General features: G+C 53.5%; 21 protein-coding genes and 1 tRNA gene. 10 read left to right on the top strand and 12 right to left on the bottom strand.

Annotation, left to right across the window (positions count from 1 at the left end):
• Positions 1-127: 127 nt before the first annotated feature.
• The 8 genes from ABLV30_RS24575 to ABLV30_RS24540 form a co-directional block, all read right to left on the bottom strand.
• Positions 128-1,438, bottom strand: a complete 1,311-nt coding sequence (locus ABLV30_RS24575) for an ABC transporter substrate-binding protein (RefSeq protein ID WP_064358209.1) — start codon at positions 1,436-1,438, stop codon at positions 128-130.
• Positions 1,431-2,504 carry an ABC transporter ATP-binding protein gene (locus ABLV30_RS24570; protein WP_265800867.1) on the bottom strand — a complete coding sequence of 358 codons (1,074 nt, stop codon included), beginning with the start codon at positions 2,502-2,504 and terminating at the stop codon, positions 1,431-1,433. Before ABLV30_RS24570 ends, ABLV30_RS24575 begins: the two co-directional genes overlap by 8 nt.
• Positions 2,505-2,509: 5 nt before the next feature.
• Positions 2,510-3,334, bottom strand: coding sequence for a phosphodiesterase (locus ABLV30_RS24565; protein ID WP_025107467.1), 825 nt, complete (start codon positions 3,332-3,334; stop codon positions 2,510-2,512).
• A 10-nt stretch (positions 3,335-3,344) separates the two neighbouring features.
• Positions 3,345-4,232 (bottom strand): carbohydrate ABC transporter permease, encoded by an 888-nt coding sequence (locus ABLV30_RS24560; protein ID WP_265800870.1) that lies wholly within the window; start codon positions 4,230-4,232, stop codon positions 3,345-3,347.
• Positions 4,222-5,094, bottom strand: coding sequence for a sugar ABC transporter permease (locus tag ABLV30_RS24555; protein ID WP_025107468.1), 873 nt, complete (start codon positions 5,092-5,094; stop codon positions 4,222-4,224). The genes ABLV30_RS24560 and ABLV30_RS24555 overlap by 11 nt, the downstream gene beginning before the upstream one ends.
• Positions 5,095-5,284: 190 nt before the next feature.
• Complete coding sequence (locus ABLV30_RS24550; RefSeq protein WP_004108819.1) at positions 5,285-6,304, bottom strand: NAD(P)-dependent alcohol dehydrogenase; 1,020 nt, start codon at positions 6,302-6,304, stop codon at positions 5,285-5,287.
• 129 nt (positions 6,305-6,433) lie between these two features.
• Entirely contained in the window at positions 6,434-7,012 is a 579-nt protein-coding gene (locus tag ABLV30_RS24545) for a class I SAM-dependent methyltransferase (RefSeq protein WP_265800872.1), read from the bottom strand.
• The gene (locus tag ABLV30_RS24540) at positions 7,012-8,025 is read right to left on the bottom strand and encodes an HNH endonuclease domain-containing protein (protein ID WP_004128309.1); all 1,014 of its coding nucleotides are present in this window, start codon (positions 8,023-8,025) and stop codon (positions 7,012-7,014) included. Before ABLV30_RS24540 ends, ABLV30_RS24545 begins: the two co-directional genes overlap by 1 nt.
• A gap of 307 nt (positions 8,026-8,332) precedes the next feature.
• Between ABLV30_RS24540 and ABLV30_RS24535 the strand changes: the two genes are divergently transcribed.
• The 5 genes from ABLV30_RS24535 (at position 8,333) to ABLV30_RS24515 (ending at position 10,957) form a co-directional block, all read left to right on the top strand.
• Positions 8,333-8,414: transfer RNA gene (locus ABLV30_RS24535), tRNA-Leu, on the top strand.
• A 661-nt stretch (positions 8,415-9,075) separates the two neighbouring features.
• The gene (locus tag ABLV30_RS24530) at positions 9,076-9,228 is read left to right on the top strand and encodes a hypothetical protein (protein WP_165370636.1); all 153 of its coding nucleotides are present in this window, start codon (positions 9,076-9,078) and stop codon (positions 9,226-9,228) included.
• 182 nt (positions 9,229-9,410) lie between these two features.
• Positions 9,411-9,872 carry a helix-turn-helix transcriptional regulator gene (locus ABLV30_RS24525; protein ID WP_227525074.1) on the top strand — a complete coding sequence of 154 codons (462 nt, stop codon included), beginning with the start codon at positions 9,411-9,413 and terminating at the stop codon, positions 9,870-9,872.
• 14 nt (positions 9,873-9,886) lie between these two features.
• Entirely contained in the window at positions 9,887-10,639 is a 753-nt protein-coding gene (locus ABLV30_RS24520; RefSeq protein ID WP_117240041.1) for a DUF3944 domain-containing protein, read from the top strand.
• Positions 10,640-10,693: 54 nt separating this feature from the next.
• On the top strand, positions 10,694-10,957 hold the full coding sequence (locus ABLV30_RS24515) for a hypothetical protein (protein WP_117240040.1): 264 nt from the start codon (positions 10,694-10,696) through the stop codon (positions 10,955-10,957).
• 79 nt (positions 10,958-11,036) lie between these two features.
• On the opposite strand, the gene ABLV30_RS24510 is transcribed toward ABLV30_RS24515, so the two are convergent.
• The 4 genes from ABLV30_RS24510 to ABLV30_RS24495 all read right to left on the bottom strand — a co-directional run bounded on the left by ABLV30_RS24510 (position 11,037) and on the right by ABLV30_RS24495 (position 13,662).
• Positions 11,037-11,168 (bottom strand): hypothetical protein, encoded by a 132-nt coding sequence (locus ABLV30_RS24510; protein ID WP_259272493.1) that lies wholly within the window; start codon positions 11,166-11,168, stop codon positions 11,037-11,039.
• A gap of 231 nt (positions 11,169-11,399) precedes the next feature.
• Positions 11,400-11,618 (bottom strand): hypothetical protein, encoded by a 219-nt coding sequence (locus ABLV30_RS24505; protein WP_040215145.1) that lies wholly within the window; start codon positions 11,616-11,618, stop codon positions 11,400-11,402.
• Between the two features lie 2 nt (positions 11,619-11,620).
• Positions 11,621-12,208 (bottom strand): tyrosine-type recombinase/integrase, encoded by a 588-nt coding sequence (locus tag ABLV30_RS24500; protein ID WP_040215122.1) that lies wholly within the window; start codon positions 12,206-12,208, stop codon positions 11,621-11,623.
• 1,082 nt (positions 12,209-13,290) lie between these two features.
• Positions 13,291-13,662, bottom strand: coding sequence for a hypothetical protein (locus ABLV30_RS24495; protein WP_037036838.1), 372 nt, complete (start codon positions 13,660-13,662; stop codon positions 13,291-13,293).
• Between the two features lie 834 nt (positions 13,663-14,496).
• On the opposite strand from ABLV30_RS24495, the gene ABLV30_RS24490 reads away from it, so the two are divergent.
• The 5 genes from ABLV30_RS24490 (at position 14,497) to ABLV30_RS24470 (ending at position 18,633) form a co-directional block, all read left to right on the top strand.
• Entirely contained in the window at positions 14,497-14,943 is a 447-nt protein-coding gene (locus ABLV30_RS24490; protein WP_047694300.1) for a hypothetical protein, read from the top strand.
• Between the two features lie 300 nt (positions 14,944-15,243).
• Complete coding sequence (locus tag ABLV30_RS24485) at positions 15,244-15,879, top strand: hypothetical protein (RefSeq protein ID WP_065809794.1); 636 nt, start codon at positions 15,244-15,246, stop codon at positions 15,877-15,879.
• Positions 15,880-16,150: 271 nt separating this feature from the next.
• Positions 16,151-16,549, top strand: coding sequence for a hypothetical protein (locus tag ABLV30_RS24480; protein WP_117240038.1), 399 nt, complete (start codon positions 16,151-16,153; stop codon positions 16,547-16,549).
• A 680-nt stretch (positions 16,550-17,229) separates the two neighbouring features.
• Positions 17,230-17,571, top strand: coding sequence for a hypothetical protein (locus ABLV30_RS24475; protein ID WP_117240037.1), 342 nt, complete (start codon positions 17,230-17,232; stop codon positions 17,569-17,571).
• Between the two features lie 27 nt (positions 17,572-17,598).
• Positions 17,599-18,633 (top strand): major capsid protein, encoded by a 1,035-nt coding sequence (locus tag ABLV30_RS24470; protein WP_117240036.1) that lies wholly within the window; start codon positions 17,599-17,601, stop codon positions 18,631-18,633.
• Positions 18,634-18,649 lie beyond the last annotated feature (16 nt).

The following is an 18,649-nucleotide window of genomic DNA, read 5'->3' as shown; positions in this document are numbered from 1 at the left end:
GCACGGACCGGGCTAACGAGCCGTATCGAACGATCCCCTCCCCTTGAAAAGGGGGAGGGGGCACACTGCTTCCGTACGGTATTGCAGAAGATACCTCAGCTATCTGCAGAGATAGTGAGGGAAAGGCCTACTTCACTTCCGCCAGCGCGGTCTTATCGACGTAGGGCTTCATCAGCGCATCGGCTTCCTTCTGCGCCGCCTGCACCGCGGCTTCCGGGGTGACTTTGGCATCGTTCACCACCGCGGCCAGCTGGTTTTCCATAGCTTTACGCACGGCAACGGTCTCCCAGGTGGAGTACCACGGATGGGCATACTTCAGCTGTTCGAGGGCGATCGCCGCGCGCGGATCCTGCTGCAGATACGCCTTCATTTCCGGCGTATCGTAGGCGGCCTTACGCGGGGAGAAGTAGCCGGTAAAGCGGCTCCAGGCGCCGTTGACCTGCGGGCTCACCAGATACGTCAGGAACTGATACGCCGCTTTTTTCTGCGCGTCGTTGATGCCCTTGAAGCTCACCAGGCTGGCGCCGCCGATCGGTACCGCGCGCTGCTCTTTGGCCGGCAGCATCGCCACGCCCAGCTCAAAATCTTTGCTGTTCTCGCGCATAAAGCCCAGCGCGCCGGTGCTCAGCATCGCCATTCCGACTTTGCCGGAGAAGAAACTGGCGCCGATCTGTTTCGAATTCAGCACGCCGGAAGGCATGACTTTGTCTTTATAGACCAGGTTCTGCCAGAAGCGCAGGGCGCCGATGGTGGTTGGCGTGTTGTAATAGACTTCGCCCGGATAGTCCTCGTTAAAGTATTTCCCGCCGTTGGCGCGCACCAGCGCCGAGAAGATCCAGCCGCCGTAATCATCGTTGGTCGACGGCAGCATGATCCCCCACTGGCCTTTGCTTTCGTCGGTCAGCTTTCTGGCGTCCGCCAGCAGCTCGGCCCAGGTTTGCGGCGGCTGTTTGATCCCGGCCCGATCGAACATCGTTTTGTTGTAGTAGAGGATCGGCGTCGAGTTATGGAACGGGATCGCATAGGTGGTGCCCATCACCTGGGCGTTTTTATGCATTGCGGGCCAGAACGCCTTCACCAGAAAATCCCCCGCTTTTTGATCGCCATACTGGAACAGCTCGTCCATCGGCAGGATCTCATCCTTCAGCGCCAGATCGGTGGTGAAGTTAGCGGACATAATCACCAGCGCGGGCGGCTGCCCGGCCTTCTGCGCCGATTCGGCTTTGATCTTGGTGGTGTCGTAGTTGCCGGTAAAGATCCCGCGCACTTCGACATCCTGCTGCGACTCGTTGAATTGCTTAATGACGCGGGTCATCTCCATGGTCAGCTTGCCGTCCACCGGCGCCGGAAACATGAAGTCGATCTTCTCTTTCGCCAGCGCCGTGCCGCTCAGGGCAAGGCTGAGCCCAACCGCGAGAGCGGTGAGAGGTTTAAACATGGTCTGTCTCCATCAGTAAATTATGCTGTTTCTCAGCATGAAAAAGATGCACATCGGCAGGTGAAAAGCCGAGGATCAGCGAATCGCCTTTCTCCGGCACCGCGCCGCGATGGCGACGGCTAAAGCGTAAGGTGCCGATGGGGGTGCTGACGTGGAGCAAATAATCGGCTCCCATCAGTTCTCGTTGCAGCACGGTGGCGGGCAGGCGCAGATGGCTCTCCTCCACGCGGTCGCTGATATGTTCCGGGCGAATGCCTAACCACACCCGGGATTCTTCACGGTAGCGCGGCGGCAGCGGATAGCGCAGCTCACCCAGTAATACCTCACCATCAGCGCAGGGCAGCAAGAGCAGATTCATCGCCGGAGATCCGATAAACCCGGCGACAAACAGGTTGGCCGGGTTGGTGTACAGATACTCCGGTCGCCCGACCTGCTGTACGTGGCCGCCGTTCATCACCACGATGCGGTCGGCCATCGACATCGCTTCCGTCTGGTCATGGGTGACGTAGACGGTGCTGGTTCTGAGCTGCTGGTGGAGGTCCATAATGCTGTCGCGCACCTCGCTACGCAGGCGGGCGTCGAGGTTGGAGAGCGGCTCATCCATCAGGAACAGGCGCGGATTGCGCACAATCGCCCGCGCCATCGCCACCCGCTGCCGCTGGCCGCCGGAGAGCTTCGCCGGTTTTCGATCGAGCAGGGTATCCAGCTGCAGCATCTGCGCGACTTTATCCACCCGCGGCTGCCAGCTGCTTTTCTCTTCCTTGCGCACCTTCATGCCGAAGGTGATGTTGTCGCGCACCGACAGGTGCGGAAACAGCGCATAGTTCTGGAAGATCATCGCGAAGTTGCGCTCTCTGGGCGACATTTCGGTGATGTTCTCATCGTGCAGCCAGATCTCCCCCTCGCTGACCGGCTCCAGCCCGGCGAGCAGGCGCAGCAGGGTGCTTTTACCGCAGCCGGACGGGCCCACCAGCACCACGAATTCCCCTTCGCGAATATCCAGCGACAGGGCGCTGAGGGCCGGTTTACCGTCAAACTGTTTACTGATGTTTTGCAGACTAAGCATGGCGTTTAGCAATCTTCCGTTGGGCAGCTGATATTTTCGTCGTACATCCACGGTCCGGCGTAGTGGGTCAGAGGATGCTGATAGCTCACCCACTGCTCGTCGACCTGGCGATGCATCAGGCACGACGCCGGAGAGAGGTCGTAATACGGACGGGTATCTTCATGAAAATAGGGCACCTGGTGGACGGTTCCCGGGATGGTGGAGATGATGGCCTGGCGATACTGGGTCATGGTCAGACTGTGGTTATGGCCGCAGAAAATGCGCGTCAGCGACGGGAAACGCTCAACCAGCGCCAGCAGACGATGGCCGTTTTCGCAGGCGATAGGGTCCATCTGCGCGTTGCCCAGCGGCAGCGGCGGATGATGCATAAACACCGTCGCCGGTTTATCGCCGCCATCAAACAGCTGAGCCTCCAGCCACTTGATGGTTTCCTCGGTCAGCCAGCCTTTCGACGTACCCGCCCGGCTGGAGTCGATAAACAGCAGGCGAGTGGCAAAATCGTCTACCGCGTAGTGCATGTTTTGCGCATCGCTGCCGAGCTGCGGGCACAGCGGATGCAGATATTCCAGAAACAGCGCTTTATCGTCGTGGTTGCCGGGAATGAGATACAGCGGATAGTTCAGGCTGCCGAGGATCTGGCGGGCGACCTCATACTCTTCCGGGCGGCCGCAGTTGACGATATCGCCGCTCACCACCACCGCGTCCGGACGCTCCTGCAGGGCATTCAGCTGGGAGACGACGTCGGCATTGGCGGCGTTGACGTCAATAAAGCCGTACAGCTTCTGGCCGCGGCTGCGAAAATGGGTATCGGAAATTTGCGCTAACAGCATGAAGAGCTCCTTATTTGATCCCGGAGAAGCCGAAGCTTCGCAGGAACTGTTTCTGGAAGAGGATGAACGCCAGCATCAGCGGCAGGCAGACCATCAGCGTGCCGGCGCCGATGATGCCCCACTGGCCGCCGGATTCGGCGCCCATGGCGAACGAGACCAGCCCCACGGTCAGCACCTGTTTGTCCGGGTCGTTCAGCATCATCAGCGGCCACAGATACTCGTTCCAGTGGTAGGTAATGCTGACGGTGGCGAAGGCCAGCACCGACGGCCAGGACATCGGCAGCAGCACGCGGAACAGCACCTGCCACCAGCGACATCCCTCCATCAGCGCCGCCTCTTCCAGCTCTTTGGGGATGGACAGAAACGCCTGACGCATCAGGAACACGCCGAACGCCGAGGTGAAGTAGGGCATCATCACCCCGGTGAGGGTGTTGAGCAGGCCGAAAGTTTTCAGGGTCAGCATGTTCGGCACCATCATCACCACCGGCATGATCATCAGCTGGACGAGGAACATCAGGAACAGCGTCTTCTTGCCGCGGAACTCGTGGCAGGCGAAGACGTAGCCGGCGGTGGTGATGGTCAACAGCTGCACGAAGAAGGTGCCGAAGGTGAAGATAAGGGTATTGGCGTAGAGGCTCAGCCAGTCGGCGCTGGCCCAGGCATCGCGGAAGTTATCCAGCGTCAGCGGCATACGGGGCAGCAGGGAGGCCATATCCTCGCCGAAGATCGTGGCGCTGAACGAGGTCGCCAGCATCCATAAAAATGGGCTCATCCACAGCAGCGCCAGGCAGCACATTAATACCGTGAGCGTAAAGGGCTGCGAGCGGCGCAGGCGCAGCCAGAGCGGGCGCGATGCGCTGTGCGATCGCAGCGCCAGCGGCGAGATTTCAGCGCTCATAGTGCGCTCCTTTCTCCAGCAGTTTGAGGTTAATCAGCGAGAAGGCAAACAGCCCGGCCAGCGTCAGGAAGGTGGCGGCGGAAGCTTTACCTAAATCATGGGTGTCCCAGGCGAGGTTCTGGATGTAGTAGAGCAGCACGGTAGTGGCGTTATCCGGCCCGCCGCGGGTCATCACCGCCACGTGGTCGATCTGGGTGATGGAGTAGATCAGCGCCGTGGTTATCACGAAGCTCAGGGTCGGGCGCAGCAGCGGCAGCGTGACCTTAAAGAACACCTGCGTGCGGGTGGCGCCTTCCACGATCGCCGCTTCGCGCGTGGAGGCCGGAATGCTTTGCAGCCCGGCGAGGAAAAACAGCATGTAGTAACCGGCGAACTTCCACACCCCAATCAGCGCCAGCGCCAGCAGCGCGCTGTTGCTGCGCCCCAGCCAGTTGTTGTTCATCGGGCCAAACAGCTTCGCCAGATAGTGGTCGAGCAGGCCAAGGCCGGGCATAAAGATAAACAGCCACAGCGCGGCGGCGCTGACCATCGGGATAATCATCGGGAAGAAGAAGGCGGTGCGCAGCCAGCGGTTGACGCGGTGATTCTCGGTCAGGGCGACCGCCAGCAGCAGGGCGAGCGTCACGCCCGGTACCACCGTCAGCAGGATATAAAGCAGGTTATTCACCAGCGACTGCCAGAAGACGCCGTCGGCGAACAGACGACTGAAGTTCTCCAGCCCGACATACTGGCCGCCGTCGCTGACCATGCGGGTATCGAACAGGCTGTCATAAATCGATCGCCCGAGGGGAAACCAGGTAAACAGTAATAAAAACAGCAGGGAAGGCGACAGTATCAGCCAGGGGAGCCAGGTTTTTCTCATGGTGGCGGACGTCTCATTCAGGCGTTTGTAGAAGCCCGGATTGTGAGAAGGATTGACTGCAAACGTATGGCGGGGAGATGACGGTTTAATGACCAGGGAAACAAGCGCCGGGCAGACGGGCCGCCCGGCATCACCCCGGTCAGTGGCGTTCAGGCCGCGCGGCTGCGGCCTGAAGCATGACGAGGAACGATCAGAAGTCGGCTTTCAGCACCACGCGGTAGCGGGCCTTGCCCTCGCGAACGTGCTTCAGCGCCTCGTTGATCTGCGACATCGGGAACAGCTCGGTGGTCGGCGCGACTTTGCTGCGTCCGGCGAATTTCATCAGCTTGCGCAGCTCGGACGGGTTGCCGGTGGCCGAGCCGGAGATGCTGCGGTCGCCGCCAATCAGGGTAAAAGCGGGGACCGGGAACGGCTTCATCACTGCGCCGACGGTGTGGAAGTTGCCGCCGTACGCCAGCGCTTCAAAGTACGGCTGCCAGTCGAGGTCGACGGCGACGGTGTTGATAATCAGGTCGAACTGGCCGGCCAGCGCCTTTAAGGCTTCGGGATCGCGGCTGTTCACTACGCGATCGGCGCCCATTGCCAGCACTTCCTGCTCTTTCGCCGGATTGGAGCTAAAGGCGGTGACTTCCGCGCCCATCGCGTGCAGCAGCTTGATGGCGATATGGCCGAGGCCGCCAATACCGATGACGCCGACGCGGCTGTTCGCCGTGACGTGATGCATCAGCAGCGGTTTGAAGACGGTAATGCCGCCGCAGAGCATCGGCCCGGCAGATTCGAGATCGACGTTTTCCGGCAGCGGGATCACCCATTGCCAGTCGGCGCGCAGCTTATCGGCGAAGCCGCCGCGGTTGATGATGGTGGGCACCGAGCCTTCCAGACAGTTCACGTGGTTGCCGCTGATACAGGCGTCGCAGTGGCCGCAGCTGCGCGCCGTCCAGCCAATGCCGACCTTCTGGCCAACCTTCAGCCCCTTATCCTGCGCCGCGCTGCCCAGCGCCGCCACCCGGCCAATCACCTCGTGACCGGCCACCAGCGGATAGCTCGACATGCCCCATTCGTTGTCGATCATCGACAGGTCGGAGTGGCAGATCCCGCAGTACTCCACCTGCACTTCGACATCTTCCGGCTTAAGGTCGCCGGCATCGTATTCCCACAGCGACAGATCGGCGCCCGCTTCTTTGGCGGCGTAACTTTTAATAGTGCTCATGACAGTTTCCTTGGGTTTGGCGTAGTTAAGAAGGAAGTGTAGAGCATGGGGCGAGGGGACGCTTGGCAGAAGGAGGGGGGAAGCTTGCGCAAGCCGGCTTCTCTGCGAGAGAGAAGCCATCACGACAGTTCAGCTTTTGAGCAACAGCGCGTTGAGCCAGATTTCGCTCCGCTCCGGGCGCTTATCCACCGTCTGCCACATGTTGGCAAGACGGATATCCGCCAGCGGTTCGACCAGCGCCGTCAGCCCTGCTTCGTCGAGATCGGTAAACCGCCGCCCCTCTTTTTCTCGCTCGCCTGAACCGTATTTAAATGAGACGTACCAGACGCCGCCGGGTTTGAGGGCCGTAGCCAGTTTGTGCATTACTCCCGGCATCTCCGCGGCGGGAACGTGCAGCAGCGAAGCGCAGCACCAGATGCCGTCATATCTTGCGCTTTCGCTGATGCTTTGAAAGGTCGCCTGACGCACGGCCAGTCCGCTGTGTTGCGCAGCCCGCTCGACCATGGCCGGTGAGGCGTCAAACGCCTCGACCCGGTAGCCCATATCGGCAAAGGCTTTTGCATCGCGTCCGGAGCCGCATCCTGCATCGAGGATCAGCCCGTTCGGTTCAATTGCCCCGATAAAAGGCGCGTACAGAGAGGTCATATCGACAGCGACGGTTGAAGCCACAAAGCTGTCAGCGTTCTGCTGGTAGTAGTTGATTGTCATCAGAATATATCCGTTCCGGCGGCCTGAGGTTCCCATTCATGAAGGAGCGTAATGCGCGCAGTGTTCCAGATTTTGGCGAGGAAGTCATCGCGGCGGGCGGTCGTGTTGCCGGTCTGACGGATTAAGGTTTCACGCAAGGGAAGGTGGCTGGTAATAAAATATTCGTTTCTGTCGCGCAGGCGGCGCAGCAATTTTGCCGACGGTACCCGCATAAACTTGCCTTTCTCCCCGCGGTTGCAGCTCTTGCAGGCGAGTACCAGGTTCCAGACGCCGTTGATATTCGCCACCTCGCCGCGCGCCGCCCACGGGATAAAGTGGTCAACGTCGGCCAGGTTCTCATCCCCGCTTTCGAGACTGATCGGCGCATAGCAGTAAAAGCAGCGGCCTTTTTGGTAGCCGTTCAGGCTGTCGCGACAGCTGGAGATGGCAACTCGTCGGGTATTCAGGGTGCTGAAGAGCTGCTGTTCGGCGGCATCATATTCCACGGCGATCAGGCTGCTGGCGATGTTCATCGCCCACGCCTGCTCCACCAGTCGCCAGCGGGCGTCCGTTTCGTGGATCAGGTTCTGGTACTGCTGGCGCTCCGTCAGAGAATAAAAGTCGTCGGTCAGACGGATACCCTGATGCGTTTTACGCTCGTCGATAAAAAAGCGCCTGGCGATTTCGCCCTGATTCACGTTATGAAATTTATCCAGCACCACGCTAAAGCCGAGCTTAACCGTTGCCGCGATGAGCTGATCCTGGGTTATCTCCTGGCGATTGAAGCGGCTACAGGCGCTGAGAAACTGGCTTTTTGGTGAAGTGATCTGTTTAGGGGCCTGCTCAAGATGGCGACACAGATGCTGGCTGAACGGCACCGCCAGCTCCTCGAGGCGTATCAGATCGCTACCGTCGCGGCGGATATCGTACAGCGCATGCGCCAGCGCAAACTTATAGGAGGCGACGTTTTTGCCAAAAAGAATAATGCCGCGCCAGTAGTTCTCCAGCGTCGGTTCGATCTGATAGAAGCGCATTGCGGAAATCCTGTTTTGGGAAAGTACCGGCGTTATTACGCGTACTAATAACAGGATCTGATAACAAATTGCCGAAAATGTAAACCGAATTGAGCCGTTTGCAGGATTTTGCGAGCAGGCTCGGAGAAAGAGGAAACCGCGAGTGGGAAAGGTGAGAACGAGGGGGTTATATCTGGAACGTATTGAATGTTGGCCGAAATGCGGCTTGCGCTGTTTTTTTCAACACTTAGCGTGGCGATCGCACTCTGCCGCTTGCGCAGCAGCCAGTGACAGGTATAATCCAGAACGTTTTCCGTATCCTTTCCGTGCCGGAGTGGCGAAATCGGTAGACGCAGTTGATTCAAAATCAACCGTAGAAATACGTGCCGGTTCGAGTCCGGCCTTCGGCATTCAACACAAAGTTTTCATATAAAACAGAGGGTTAGAGTAAAAACTCTGCCTTTCTTGCCTGTGTTTTTTGCTTGAATAATGTCACCAACGATTGCCGCTGTGTTTGGTAGTGGCTTTTGGGATGTTATCACGCAGCGGCAGGTAGTTTCCAGGCTCAACCCTGTACAAAACGTGAACGGTCAGCACTGACGGCTTAATTTTTTGTCGCTGGTCTATTCGTTGCGCTTTTCCTTTGAAGCCGGAAGACGCCGCCAGCGTCTCTAATCCTTTTCCCAAAACCCTTGTCAATGTGGCTCGCGCTTCGTGCGGCGCTCCATGATGCAACACGTCGAGATGACGTTGCAGCGAATAAACAGGCGTAATGTTGGGAAGACTAACCGGATCGGGAAAGAATCCGGCTCTGCCACGGTTTCAGCCACCGGATCACAACGGCTACCTGATAAGAGGCCATGACAAGGCATCATCGTCCCTAAGATGGGATCATACTTACTGCGGAAGTCGCTCCGCTCCGTCTTTCCTTATGTGCCCAACACGGCACGTAATGGTCACCTATTGCCTTCGGCACCATTTGGTAGGGTATTTTGGCATCTGGATTTGTCACTGTGCTTTTCTGTAGCCTGCCCTTATGGCCCCAGTGTGAGGGCCGATCTGGAGGTAATCATGGCGAAGAATGCAGCAGCAACCAAACGCAACAACCGTAAAATTCACGCTCGTAAGTTTCTGGCGACACCAGAGGGCAAAGTATGGCTTGAACGGAAGAAGGCAGAAGAGGCTGAGTTGAAGATGATCGCGGAGGCGAAGAAATTTATCTGATTATAGTCAATTGATTAGGGCCGATTTGGCCCTATCCTACCGATGCCACCGCTGAGGGAATAGATAATACGCCCACGAGGATGAGCGTCAGCTGTATTCACCGTTATGCTCAAAACCTCTCCAGACACCAAAAATAAACTTGCAGTTTTATAAACTGACAGTATCATGCTCATTGAGGTGATATGATGAAAACATCGTTTTTGACTATTCTGGCTTTTCATATTCGTGATCTCCGGGAAGCTCGGGGTATTACTCAAGCAGAGATTGCTGAAAAACTTGGAATGACAAGTGCAGGATGGGGAAAGGTAGAGAATGGCAAATCCTCTTTATCGGTTGAAAATTTAATGAAATTTTGCAAAGTTGCTGGTGTTGGTGCAAATGAGACAGTTTTATTAGCAGAAAAATCAGCGCGCGAATTATTGAATAAAGGATGGGCGGTCTCATACTCCCCGGTTGAAAACGACAATCTTATAGATGGAAAAAATTTGGTTTCTGCTACTTCCTATAAAGTTGACTCTGTAATGCGTAAAATTATAGAGAAAGAAATGGGAAATATCATAGATACTGATTTTCATAGCAACATAATCAAGTATGCATCTGTTTATGCGTCATTAATAAATGTGGTTCCAACTAAATTTAAATAACTACGGAGTGGTGTATGGCCTATCGTGATGATGTTGATTTAGAGTTTCTTTCACAATGCTCAGATGAAGACCTTAACGATCTTGTGCAATGTCTTATTTATGACAAAGATGGCGAAACCCGTTGGACAGAAGAGCTTTCAACGACTGAGGCATACAAAAAATATACACCTAAACACAGCATGTATTGGAAGGAGATTGCAGCAGAAATACAATGCTTTGGTGGTAATACATTTGCTACTCTGGTGAGAGGTGGAAAGGGTGTATTGTATAAGGAAGTTTTGTGTGATGTCTGCGATAAACTTAAAGTAAATTACAATAAAAAATCTTCTGTTGATTTGATAGAGTCAAATTTACTAATGACTATAATGACGAAAGCATTAGAATCCATGTCTCAAGATGAAATTAAAGAATTAGGTGAGAGCCTTGGAGTTAAAAATGTTGCTGGTTTAACAGCTAAGACATTAACAGCAGGTTTTCAAGCTATATTCCGGGCCGGTGGATTCAAGTCTTATCAATTAACTGCAATTATAGTTAACCAAGTATTGAAAGCTCTTATTGGCAGAGGTTTAAGCTTTGCGGCAACTGGGACAATGATGAGAACATTATCAATTCTTACAGGCCCAATAGGGTGGGGGATTACAGGTCTTTGGACTGCAATTGATATCGGAAGCACTGCGTATCGTGTTACTATTCCTGCTGTATTACAGGTTGCATTTTTACGTTCGAAAATCGCAAATGGTATTTCTGACGAGATCACCTTCGATTAACTGTTCAGTGTTTTAAGTTCTTATTTCGAATACAGAGAAGGTCATCTTTTCAAGATGACCTTCGTACATATTTTCTTTTCTTTAGCAGAACATTACGAAGAAATGATGATCAGCCCACTGCTGCCGCGTCGATTAAAAGCCCGTGATGAAATGTTCTTGGAAGTGCCATTCATCAATCGGGCATATCATAACAAGGTACATCATCGTGGCGGGGTATACGTGACCACATCAGACGGGAAGCTGTTCAGTGATGTTAATTGGCTGCGTCGCCGTTGGTGGTGGTTGATGTCTATTATTCTGCGTGATACTAAGCGGTGATTCCTCGTGACTCCTTCATCTTGGAACTGACCAACGAAGACGGGGCCATCATTAGCCACGTTGCATTATTTATGAAGGCCTACCGCAGCGCCTCAAGCCATGCCAGTAACTGGCGTAACTGCTGCCCGGTCATTGCTGGCACTTTAACCGCCTGACCGGCTTCGACGTTGCGAAGCGCGAGCGCTAACGCCATAATGTTGCTGTTCTTCATTCCTGACTCTCCGTCGGTTTTGTTGAATATGGCGCGGGCTGTCTACCGCCAAGCACTCAGCCTGCGCCGCCTTCTCTACTGCTTGATTAACTGCCTGCTGTACTGCGCTCCTTAGGTTCTTCGGTAGCAGATGCCGCTGTATAACCGTCCCGGCAAACGTCACCGTCTTCGTGTAGACCTGAACCACGGCCCCACACCAGACGAAGCTGGCGAGAGCTTCTTCCTTCTTCATTAATTTGAATCCTCGGTGTCGAAGGTTTTGACTGACGCGCAATGCTTGCTCAGCGTCACGTAACTAAATGAATAGATAGAATTTTCATAACGGCAAAGCGTCTTGCCGTTGGCTGTCTCCTCTTGTTCAGTGAGTTGCATCGTGATCCGTCCGGCGTGTGCTGGCTGACATGCCAGCAGGGCCAAAACTGTTAACACTGATGTTGTGCATTTTTTCATCATTACCATTCCTCCCCGAGAGAATATTCTCCCGCTAATGTGTCAGCCGTCTCCTGCGTGAACCCGATGTAAAACAGGGTCGAAGCCGGGTTGGCCTGGCCCAACAACTTTGTGATGTGCTCCAGCGGTGCGCCGTTCTCAAAGAGAATGCGGCCTTTGCTCTTGCGTGGTGTATGACTTCCCACATCCTGGAAACCTGCACGGCGTCCGCACTTGCCGTACTCCGTCAGCACTGCGTTGTGTGAAACTGGCTTACCCTTCGATCTCAGATCAGAAAGGCTGAATATGTAGTCACCGAATTTTGGGCGGTCTGCTGCTTCTTCCCGGCGAGCTTGGACTATGGAGCGCATAGCCGGGGTAATGGCGACCTTATGAATTTTCCCCGTCTTCTCCTGCTTTATAGAAAGATGCGTCTTACCCTCCGCGAACTGATCCCACGTCAATTTGACGGCGTCACCGAACCGAAGAGCGCTTTCAAATTGCATCGCCCAGAGGCAGCGAAACAGGTTCGTCTTTTTGTTCTTTGCTAACTCCGCGCTGACTGCTTTCACTTCGTCGGCGGTTTTCAACGCGACCATTGCGTTACCCATATTCTCCCCTTGCCGCCGTGCGGCTCTGAATCTTGCAATGGATGTATTTTTGATCAAAAACAGTAACATGGAAAGTGCTTTAATTTAATAATCGCACGAAATGATCAAAAAATGGGCGCAGGTTGTACACAAGGAATGTTCATGCAAACACCTACCCGCCCGCCGGGGAGAATCACCAATATGAGGTCATGCCGTAAGCTGGCTGGGAAATATCACGCCCCCTCGCGGGGCGCTGGTCAAAGTGGCCCGTCTTTTGTGTGTCTCGTTCACGAAAATATCCCTGCACACCAACAGATCTGCTTGACGTACACTCACACCCCACGGAAAAAGTCAACAGTCTTTCGCAAATATCTTACTGGTCAGGTTATCGAGTCCCGCCCGAGTCCCGAGCACCAGATCAGAGAAGTGAATAAACCTTGCCTGATCCTGCATAAACGATGCATATAAAGGCTGTCTGATGATGTGAGCAGGCTCATCTACGTATTATCAACCACTTGGAGAGTGGAGACTGTTAGTCTTCACTTTCACGACTTCGCTTTTCCCTCTGCCCTACGGGCCAGGTTTCCCCACCAACAAGAGGCCAGGCGCTGGCGATATGGCCCGACCTCCGGCCCTGGTCGTTGTCTTATCCCACAACAGTTCCGGCCTCAACCCTTCCACCATCCGGCAACCCTTACCACGCTTCACCAGAAACCCTTAGCGGCGTTTGCCGTCACGATCTGAATCACGATAACCGCAATCACAGCGCCCTCCAGAGCGCGTCCCGTGAGCCTGAAAATCGGGCTGAAAAGCGAGGCGATTCTCATCGTTTCTGGTTTTTTGGCGAAGAATTATTTTTTGCAGAGAATGGGGCGTAGTGGGTGAATCTGGTTTAGCACTGCCTTGAAGGGGCGAGCCAGTTTTGAGGCAAACAATTTTAACGAACCCGCGCCAGCCGGGGCGCTCAGACCTGATCATTATGTCTTCCACACCTTCGCGATGGTCGCGATTTGCTCACATCCACACGCTGGCGTAGCACGGACTGGCCCGGATGGGCCGAATTAGCGCGTATTTGATTGCCATTAATGGATATTATTGCGTAATTATTTCCCGCCAAAAATCCAACCGATGGCAGTACCAATTGCAGCACTCCTGGCTTCTCCTGCTACACCTTTGAGTACACTAATAATCGTCTCGCTTGAACTTGGGGCTTTGTGATTGAGAATGCTTGAGCCAAGCGGAGTTAATTTAGCGGTGTAGTCCATATCAGTTACCGAAATGACTTTGATGTACCCCATATCCTTAAGCGTATCGAGGGTATCAACAAGAAGGTCAACCTGACGGTTCGGTGTTCTCGGATTCCAGCCGAAGTCGGAATATTCGAAAGTTGAGTAAGAGGGATAAGCTGCAAACAGTTTCACCAGAATTCCGGTCGCCATCTCGTTGAAGCTGTCTTTGCCTTGAATGATTTCCATGTCGTTTACCTCTGCTTGATGATGGAGATAGATTACTCGGTTGTACAGATAACCACCATTCAGAAGTCATCGGTAATCAGTACAGATGAAAATAAACTTTATCGGTAATGGTTACAGATGAGTCATCGGTAATGGTTACCTACCAATAAGATCAATTCTAAATTAAGATCAACAACACCAATAAGATCAGTAACACCCTATGCGGTCTTCCCTGGCCGTGAAGACCTTACACAGAGTCAACAACCAACACCTTTTCAGATCGCCATTGCGATGGCTATCGTTTTTGCTGACCTTGTTCAGTCGCTACGCTCTGCGCTTCGCGATATTCATTGCCCACGGTGTCCTGCTTATCCTGTTCTGACCGAACAGGGCAAGCCACCTTTTGGGCAGCAAGGGCGACAGCCCGCGCAGTAACTTTGGAACATTGTCACGAGGAGTGTAACCCGCAGAGTCAATGGGGCGGCGAGGGGGGCCGGGCGAAAGTCTGGACTGATAAGCAATCCCCCGTGCCAACTATACGCAACCCCGATAAATCCTTAACGTATGGGGTCTACTCGGCCCTGTAGCACTTCGGGTAATACGATGGTAGCGGGTATGATTAAGAGGCCAGCAGAGCGGCTTATAGAGCGTTTAAAAAGGACTTGACATTGAATCCTTAATTATGACATAGTAAAATTAGGAGGGCAATGTTTGTTTATTTTTTTCTTGCTATTTGCAAGAATCACTGATAACATGGCTTTCAACAATTAAGGTCATCACCGCCCGGTGATAGTCCTGACAAATGGGTACAAATGACCTCCGAGAATAATTTCAATAACTCAACGGAGAACCCAAATGAACAAACCGAAATCCCAACGTATTACCCCAGCCACCATGACTGGCGAGCAGATCGCAGACGTGATCCTTTACGGCACGTACACCAAAACCGCGCTTTGGTCTTTCATCTCCAGAAATGGTGGAGCGGATGCGGCTCACGCGAAGTACCCGCAGCTTGCCGTTGCACTTCATATCCTGAAACAGGAACGGAAGAAAGCAAAAAGTGCTCGTGCGGTCAAGGCGATCCTCAAGCCTTTATCCCGCCAGTACGCTGACGGTCAGTCACTGACTGAGATTCTGACCCCGGTGCTCCAAGGTTACCGTCGTCTGTACCGTGAGAAATTCAATCTGGATATGACGCCGGAACAGGTGATCATGTTCCTGGTTGCCACCAATGGTATAGAGACTCTGGAACAACACGGTTACAGCGTCGCTGGCAACTTCCCGACCGCTACGACAGCCTGATCCTATCCGGCGCAACGCCGAGCCAATCAAATTGCCTCAAATAGGGCAGACCAAATCAAATGCAGGCCATCAAGGCCGCCGAATCCTGATCGCCACCCACGATTGCAGGAGCGAATCCGCATGTCTGACAAACAGGAGAAAACGCCATAAAACTGACGTTTAGCAATTCAACGATGGACGTAATCATGCAGGAGTGCCGCCGCACCGGGACGCCTGTTGCGACGCTCATCAATAAACTCGTGGATGCTGAGGCAGAACGCATCCGAACAAACATGAAGAATCCCATTGAAGGAGAACACTATGAGCAACAGAGCAGCAGAAAATAAACCTGAATTATGGTTTGAAGAGGATCGTCGCCTTTTCTTTGCTGAAAGCGTCGTTATCAAAGCAACTGGCGAATGCTTCAAGGTCGAGGACAAACTTGATCGGATTCATACCTATATGGTGGATCAATACAACAGTTACCGGGCCGATGGTAAGAATTTCTATGAAGATCAGAGGGACATAGCGACTAAATGCAAATGCACACCTAAAACCCTTGGCAAGTGGATGAAAGTTCTTCAAGCACTTGGTTTACTCGTCATTGATGAGAGTCAGAAAAGCCATTCATACACTGTTCGCTCGGTAGTGAGCCAGGAACACAACCTGATTTTTGATTACCCGAAACTGTTAAACGGTTCACCGTCCTACGATCATGAAAAAGCACTGGAGCGGCTGAGGGCAAGCCGTGGAACCGGTGGGGAAACTGACGGTAAGGTTATCCAGGTCGATTTCAAAAAACAGACAAAAACGCCTGAGCCGCAGCCCGTCGTTGTGGAAACTGGCTATAACCCCCCGACTATACAGAGCAAAGGGACGATCTACACTCCCGAGCAGATGGCCCGCTTTGCTGCTGAGGAACGTACAATGTATGCCGATGGCGACACACCTTTTTAAGCTGAGGTAAAATGACTGATGAGAAAAGTAACAGCCTGATGGCTGATCTGAATACAGACCTGAACGAACCAGCGTCACCAGATGACGTTAACGAAGTTAACTCGCGCAAAGCGGGCTGCATAAGAAAAGCCAACAGACCACAACAGTGAGCCAGACCGCGACGGCCTGACCTTGAACCTCATGGATATTTTACCTTACCTGCCCGTTGCGTGGCTGGCGTATCGCTGCGCCCGTGACGGGCTGGTTATCCTATTAAGGAATAAAAACAAAAATGAAAAACTTGCTCAAAACCGTTCGCGATTCCATAGCCGCAGCCATGAACGGGCGCACCATCGAACAGATGGAAACCGAACAGCTCAAACAGAATGTAAAAAACGCCGTGGATGACTATTTAATCCGCCATCCCGATTGGCAACCATCAACGAAGCCAGCGCCAGCAGTCGCGCCAGTTGCCAACACCAAACAAAAGGCCAAACGTATCATGAAGACGCTGGGCGCTGGGGCAGGTGTCTTTACTCCCCATTTTGTGGACGAAGCGGCGTTAGCTCGTGCTCGCTCCAAATGCCGGGAGATCGTTGCCGCCGATCCGGCTGCGTACTCCTACGTGATCCCGTCAGAGCCACTGCCTGACCAAGATAAACCGGGCGGGGCGGGTATAATACAGGGCTAATGATAAAGGGGGCAGGGAAGCCTTCCTTCTTTGTATTCACAGATGAACTTAGAAGTCAACAAATTTAACGTGAATTCTGATTGCACTTTAAATAATAACGTGTTAAAATTATATATAAGGTGATTAATAGATTCGAAAGAGTCTACTGCGAACTACAGCCAATTGAACGTAATTTAATCTCCTCTCAGGCGCTGGCTCCTTGATACCTCGCACGGGCCATCTTTGCTTTCCAGCGCCGCTTATTCCCCTGCCGTGGTATTAGCCTTCCGCGATGGGGTTTGCCAGCGGTCTAACAACCGCAATAAGTCCCGGCTCTCCTCGGGCTGTCTGCCGGACATAAAACGGCATCGAGCGCACGGCGGTGCGATTGGTCTCCTGCCGCCGTTGTAGCTCCTCCTTTCTCAGATCAGAAAACAAACAATAACAAATACCTGTCTATTGTCCTCCGGGGCGGTATCTCCTGCCGCCTTGCTTTTTTCTGACTGATGCAGCCTGAAATTAGTCAGCGGCAAGAACTGCTGTTAACGCGGTGAATCCGGGCTGAATAATCTCCCGTCTGGATTGATACAGAACTACCAAATAAAGAAGGTCGCCACCGCGCGGCCTCTTTTGCACCTGAACACCGTCAAATCTGACGATATGGCCCCAAGGCCGAAAATAAAACTTTATGGAGTGACATTATGAAAATGGGTGAAACCCAACGCACGTATAACGACGTGATTACCTACCACGCAGACGGCAACTTTGATCGCTGTGTCGTGAATATTCCAACCCTCGCCGTCGAGGTTCAGCCGGGTTCTGTCATCAAGTCTGATGGCACCGCGTATGTCTCTGGTCCTGATGCCCTGTTAGTTCTGAGCCATCACCGCGCCGGAACTGATGCAAACATCATCGTTGCTGACCGTGGCGTTTACATTCGCGCTGAAACAGTGATCGCCGTTATGGGTGAGACCGTAGGCGCTGCTGCTATTGCTGCACTGACTGCTAACGGCAATATTCGTATTGCACTGGCTGATAAATAATCCAACTGATAAGGACATCTTAAAAATATGGCTCTTTCTTCCAATTTCGAATACGTAGATTATTCTGCGTCATTTACAAACATCCCGGCGCGTAACCGCATCCTGACCAACCTCGGGATTTTCCAGCGTGATACTACAGACCAGTTTAAAAGCAGCCTGGATATTCTGGCTCAGATGGGTGACACCGTAGCACCAGCGGGTATGCGTTTTAGCTCTCAGTGGGGGGCTACTCCCAAGGCGTCCGCGTCTAACCACTTGATCGAGCTGCCGTTATTCCCAACGCAGGACATCATCACGGCGGCAGACGTGCAACCATACCGTAAAATCGGATCTCCGCTACAGGCCAGCGTGCTGGATGCTGTGACCGCAAAGGGGCTGGCGCACTATGAGCGCTTCGCTGCGACTCGTGAAAAGATGTTCGCCGAAAGTCTCTTCCATCACCGCGTGATCGATATGCAGTACACCCAGGACGGCCCGATCCTCGATTGGTCTGATGAGTTCGACATTGAACAGAGCACCGGAACAATTTACACGGGTGTGGCTGCCGATCCGTTAGAGTCGCTCTCTGATGAGGTTAGCAAGATGAAACGCCGTGCGGGTGGCCTGGCCTCTCAGCTCAAGGGCATTTACCTGTTTGCGGGTTCCAACCTGTTCAAGAAGCTGCGTTTTAACCCAAGTGTGCGCCAGCTTGTGCAGTATGGTGTGCTTGATCCTGATGGTCTGGTATTCAATAAAGAGATCAACCCGGCGTTCAGCTATTTCGTGCTGGATTCCGTCACCGTGGTTGAGATGAGCGACACCGATTTCTACGGCGTCGGCGCGGATCAGGGATATCTGGTGCCAGTGTTCGATAAACCTCTGAGTGGTCAGTCTGGAGCTTGGACAAACATTGTCGGGCCAACCAGCCGCAATCTGGAGCTTGCCTTCGCTGACGTGGTGGATTTCCGAATCTATAGCAGCACCGATGCGTATAAGAATATTACGCTCTCAAGCGAGTTCTCGATGCTCCCGGTGGCATTCCGTCCCGACCTGGTGACCGCCATCACCAACGATGCGTCGTAATCGGCGAGGTAAAGAA

Origin of the sequence: Klebsiella sp. CN_Kp113 (assembly GCF_040064585.1) — a bacterium.
Lineage (GTDB): Bacteria > Pseudomonadota > Gammaproteobacteria > Enterobacterales > Enterobacteriaceae > Klebsiella > Klebsiella michiganensis.
Note: the sequence above shows the minus strand (reverse complement) of the source record. Positions and strands in the feature narration are given on the sequence as shown.

Excerpts from the sequence above, each read along its gene's own strand:
- ABLV30_RS24490 (WP_047694300.1), top strand. The coding sequence starts at position 14,497 with ATGAACAAACCGAAATCCCAACGTATTACCCCAGCCACCATGACTGGC.
- ABLV30_RS24500 (WP_040215122.1), bottom strand. The coding sequence starts at position 12,208 with ATGGGTAACGCAATGGTCGCGTTGAAAACCGCCGACGAAGTGAAAGCA.
- ABLV30_RS24520 (WP_117240041.1), top strand. The coding sequence starts at position 9,887 with ATGGCCTATCGTGATGATGTTGATTTAGAGTTTCTTTCACAATGCTCA.
- ABLV30_RS24505 (WP_040215145.1), bottom strand. The coding sequence starts at position 11,618 with ATGAAAAAATGCACAACATCAGTGTTAACAGTTTTGGCCCTGCTGGCA.
- ABLV30_RS24565 (WP_025107467.1), bottom strand. The coding sequence starts at position 3,334 with ATGCTGTTAGCGCAAATTTCCGATACCCATTTTCGCAGCCGCGGCCAG.
- ABLV30_RS24575 (WP_064358209.1), bottom strand. The coding sequence starts at position 1,438 with ATGTTTAAACCTCTCACCGCTCTCGCGGTTGGGCTCAGCCTTGCCCTG.
- ABLV30_RS24495 (WP_037036838.1), bottom strand. The coding sequence starts at position 13,662 with ATGGAAATCATTCAAGGCAAAGACAGCTTCAACGAGATGGCGACCGGA.
- ABLV30_RS24545 (WP_265800872.1), bottom strand. The coding sequence starts at position 7,012 with ATGACAATCAACTACTACCAGCAGAACGCTGACAGCTTTGTGGCTTCA.
- ABLV30_RS24555 (WP_025107468.1), bottom strand. The coding sequence starts at position 5,094 with ATGAGAAAAACCTGGCTCCCCTGGCTGATACTGTCGCCTTCCCTGCTG.
- ABLV30_RS24530 (WP_165370636.1), top strand. The coding sequence starts at position 9,076 with ATGGCGAAGAATGCAGCAGCAACCAAACGCAACAACCGTAAAATTCAC.
- ABLV30_RS24475 (WP_117240037.1), top strand. The coding sequence starts at position 17,230 with ATGAAAATGGGTGAAACCCAACGCACGTATAACGACGTGATTACCTAC.
- ABLV30_RS24560 (WP_265800870.1), bottom strand. The coding sequence starts at position 4,232 with ATGAGCGCTGAAATCTCGCCGCTGGCGCTGCGATCGCACAGCGCATCG.
- ABLV30_RS24540 (WP_004128309.1), bottom strand. The coding sequence starts at position 8,025 with ATGCGCTTCTATCAGATCGAACCGACGCTGGAGAACTACTGGCGCGGC.
- ABLV30_RS24570 (WP_265800867.1), bottom strand. The coding sequence starts at position 2,504 with ATGCTTAGTCTGCAAAACATCAGTAAACAGTTTGACGGTAAACCGGCC.
- ABLV30_RS24470 (WP_117240036.1), top strand. The coding sequence starts at position 17,599 with ATGGCTCTTTCTTCCAATTTCGAATACGTAGATTATTCTGCGTCATTT.
- ABLV30_RS24485 (WP_065809794.1), top strand. The coding sequence starts at position 15,244 with ATGAGCAACAGAGCAGCAGAAAATAAACCTGAATTATGGTTTGAAGAG.
- ABLV30_RS24525 (WP_227525074.1), top strand. The coding sequence starts at position 9,411 with ATGATGAAAACATCGTTTTTGACTATTCTGGCTTTTCATATTCGTGAT.
- ABLV30_RS24515 (WP_117240040.1), top strand. The coding sequence starts at position 10,694 with ATGACCTTCGTACATATTTTCTTTTCTTTAGCAGAACATTACGAAGAA.
- ABLV30_RS24480 (WP_117240038.1), top strand. The coding sequence starts at position 16,151 with ATGAAAAACTTGCTCAAAACCGTTCGCGATTCCATAGCCGCAGCCATG.
- ABLV30_RS24550 (WP_004108819.1), bottom strand. The coding sequence starts at position 6,304 with ATGAGCACTATTAAAAGTTACGCCGCCAAAGAAGCGGGCGCCGATCTG.
- ABLV30_RS24510 (WP_259272493.1), bottom strand. The coding sequence starts at position 11,168 with ATGAAGAACAGCAACATTATGGCGTTAGCGCTCGCGCTTCGCAACGTC.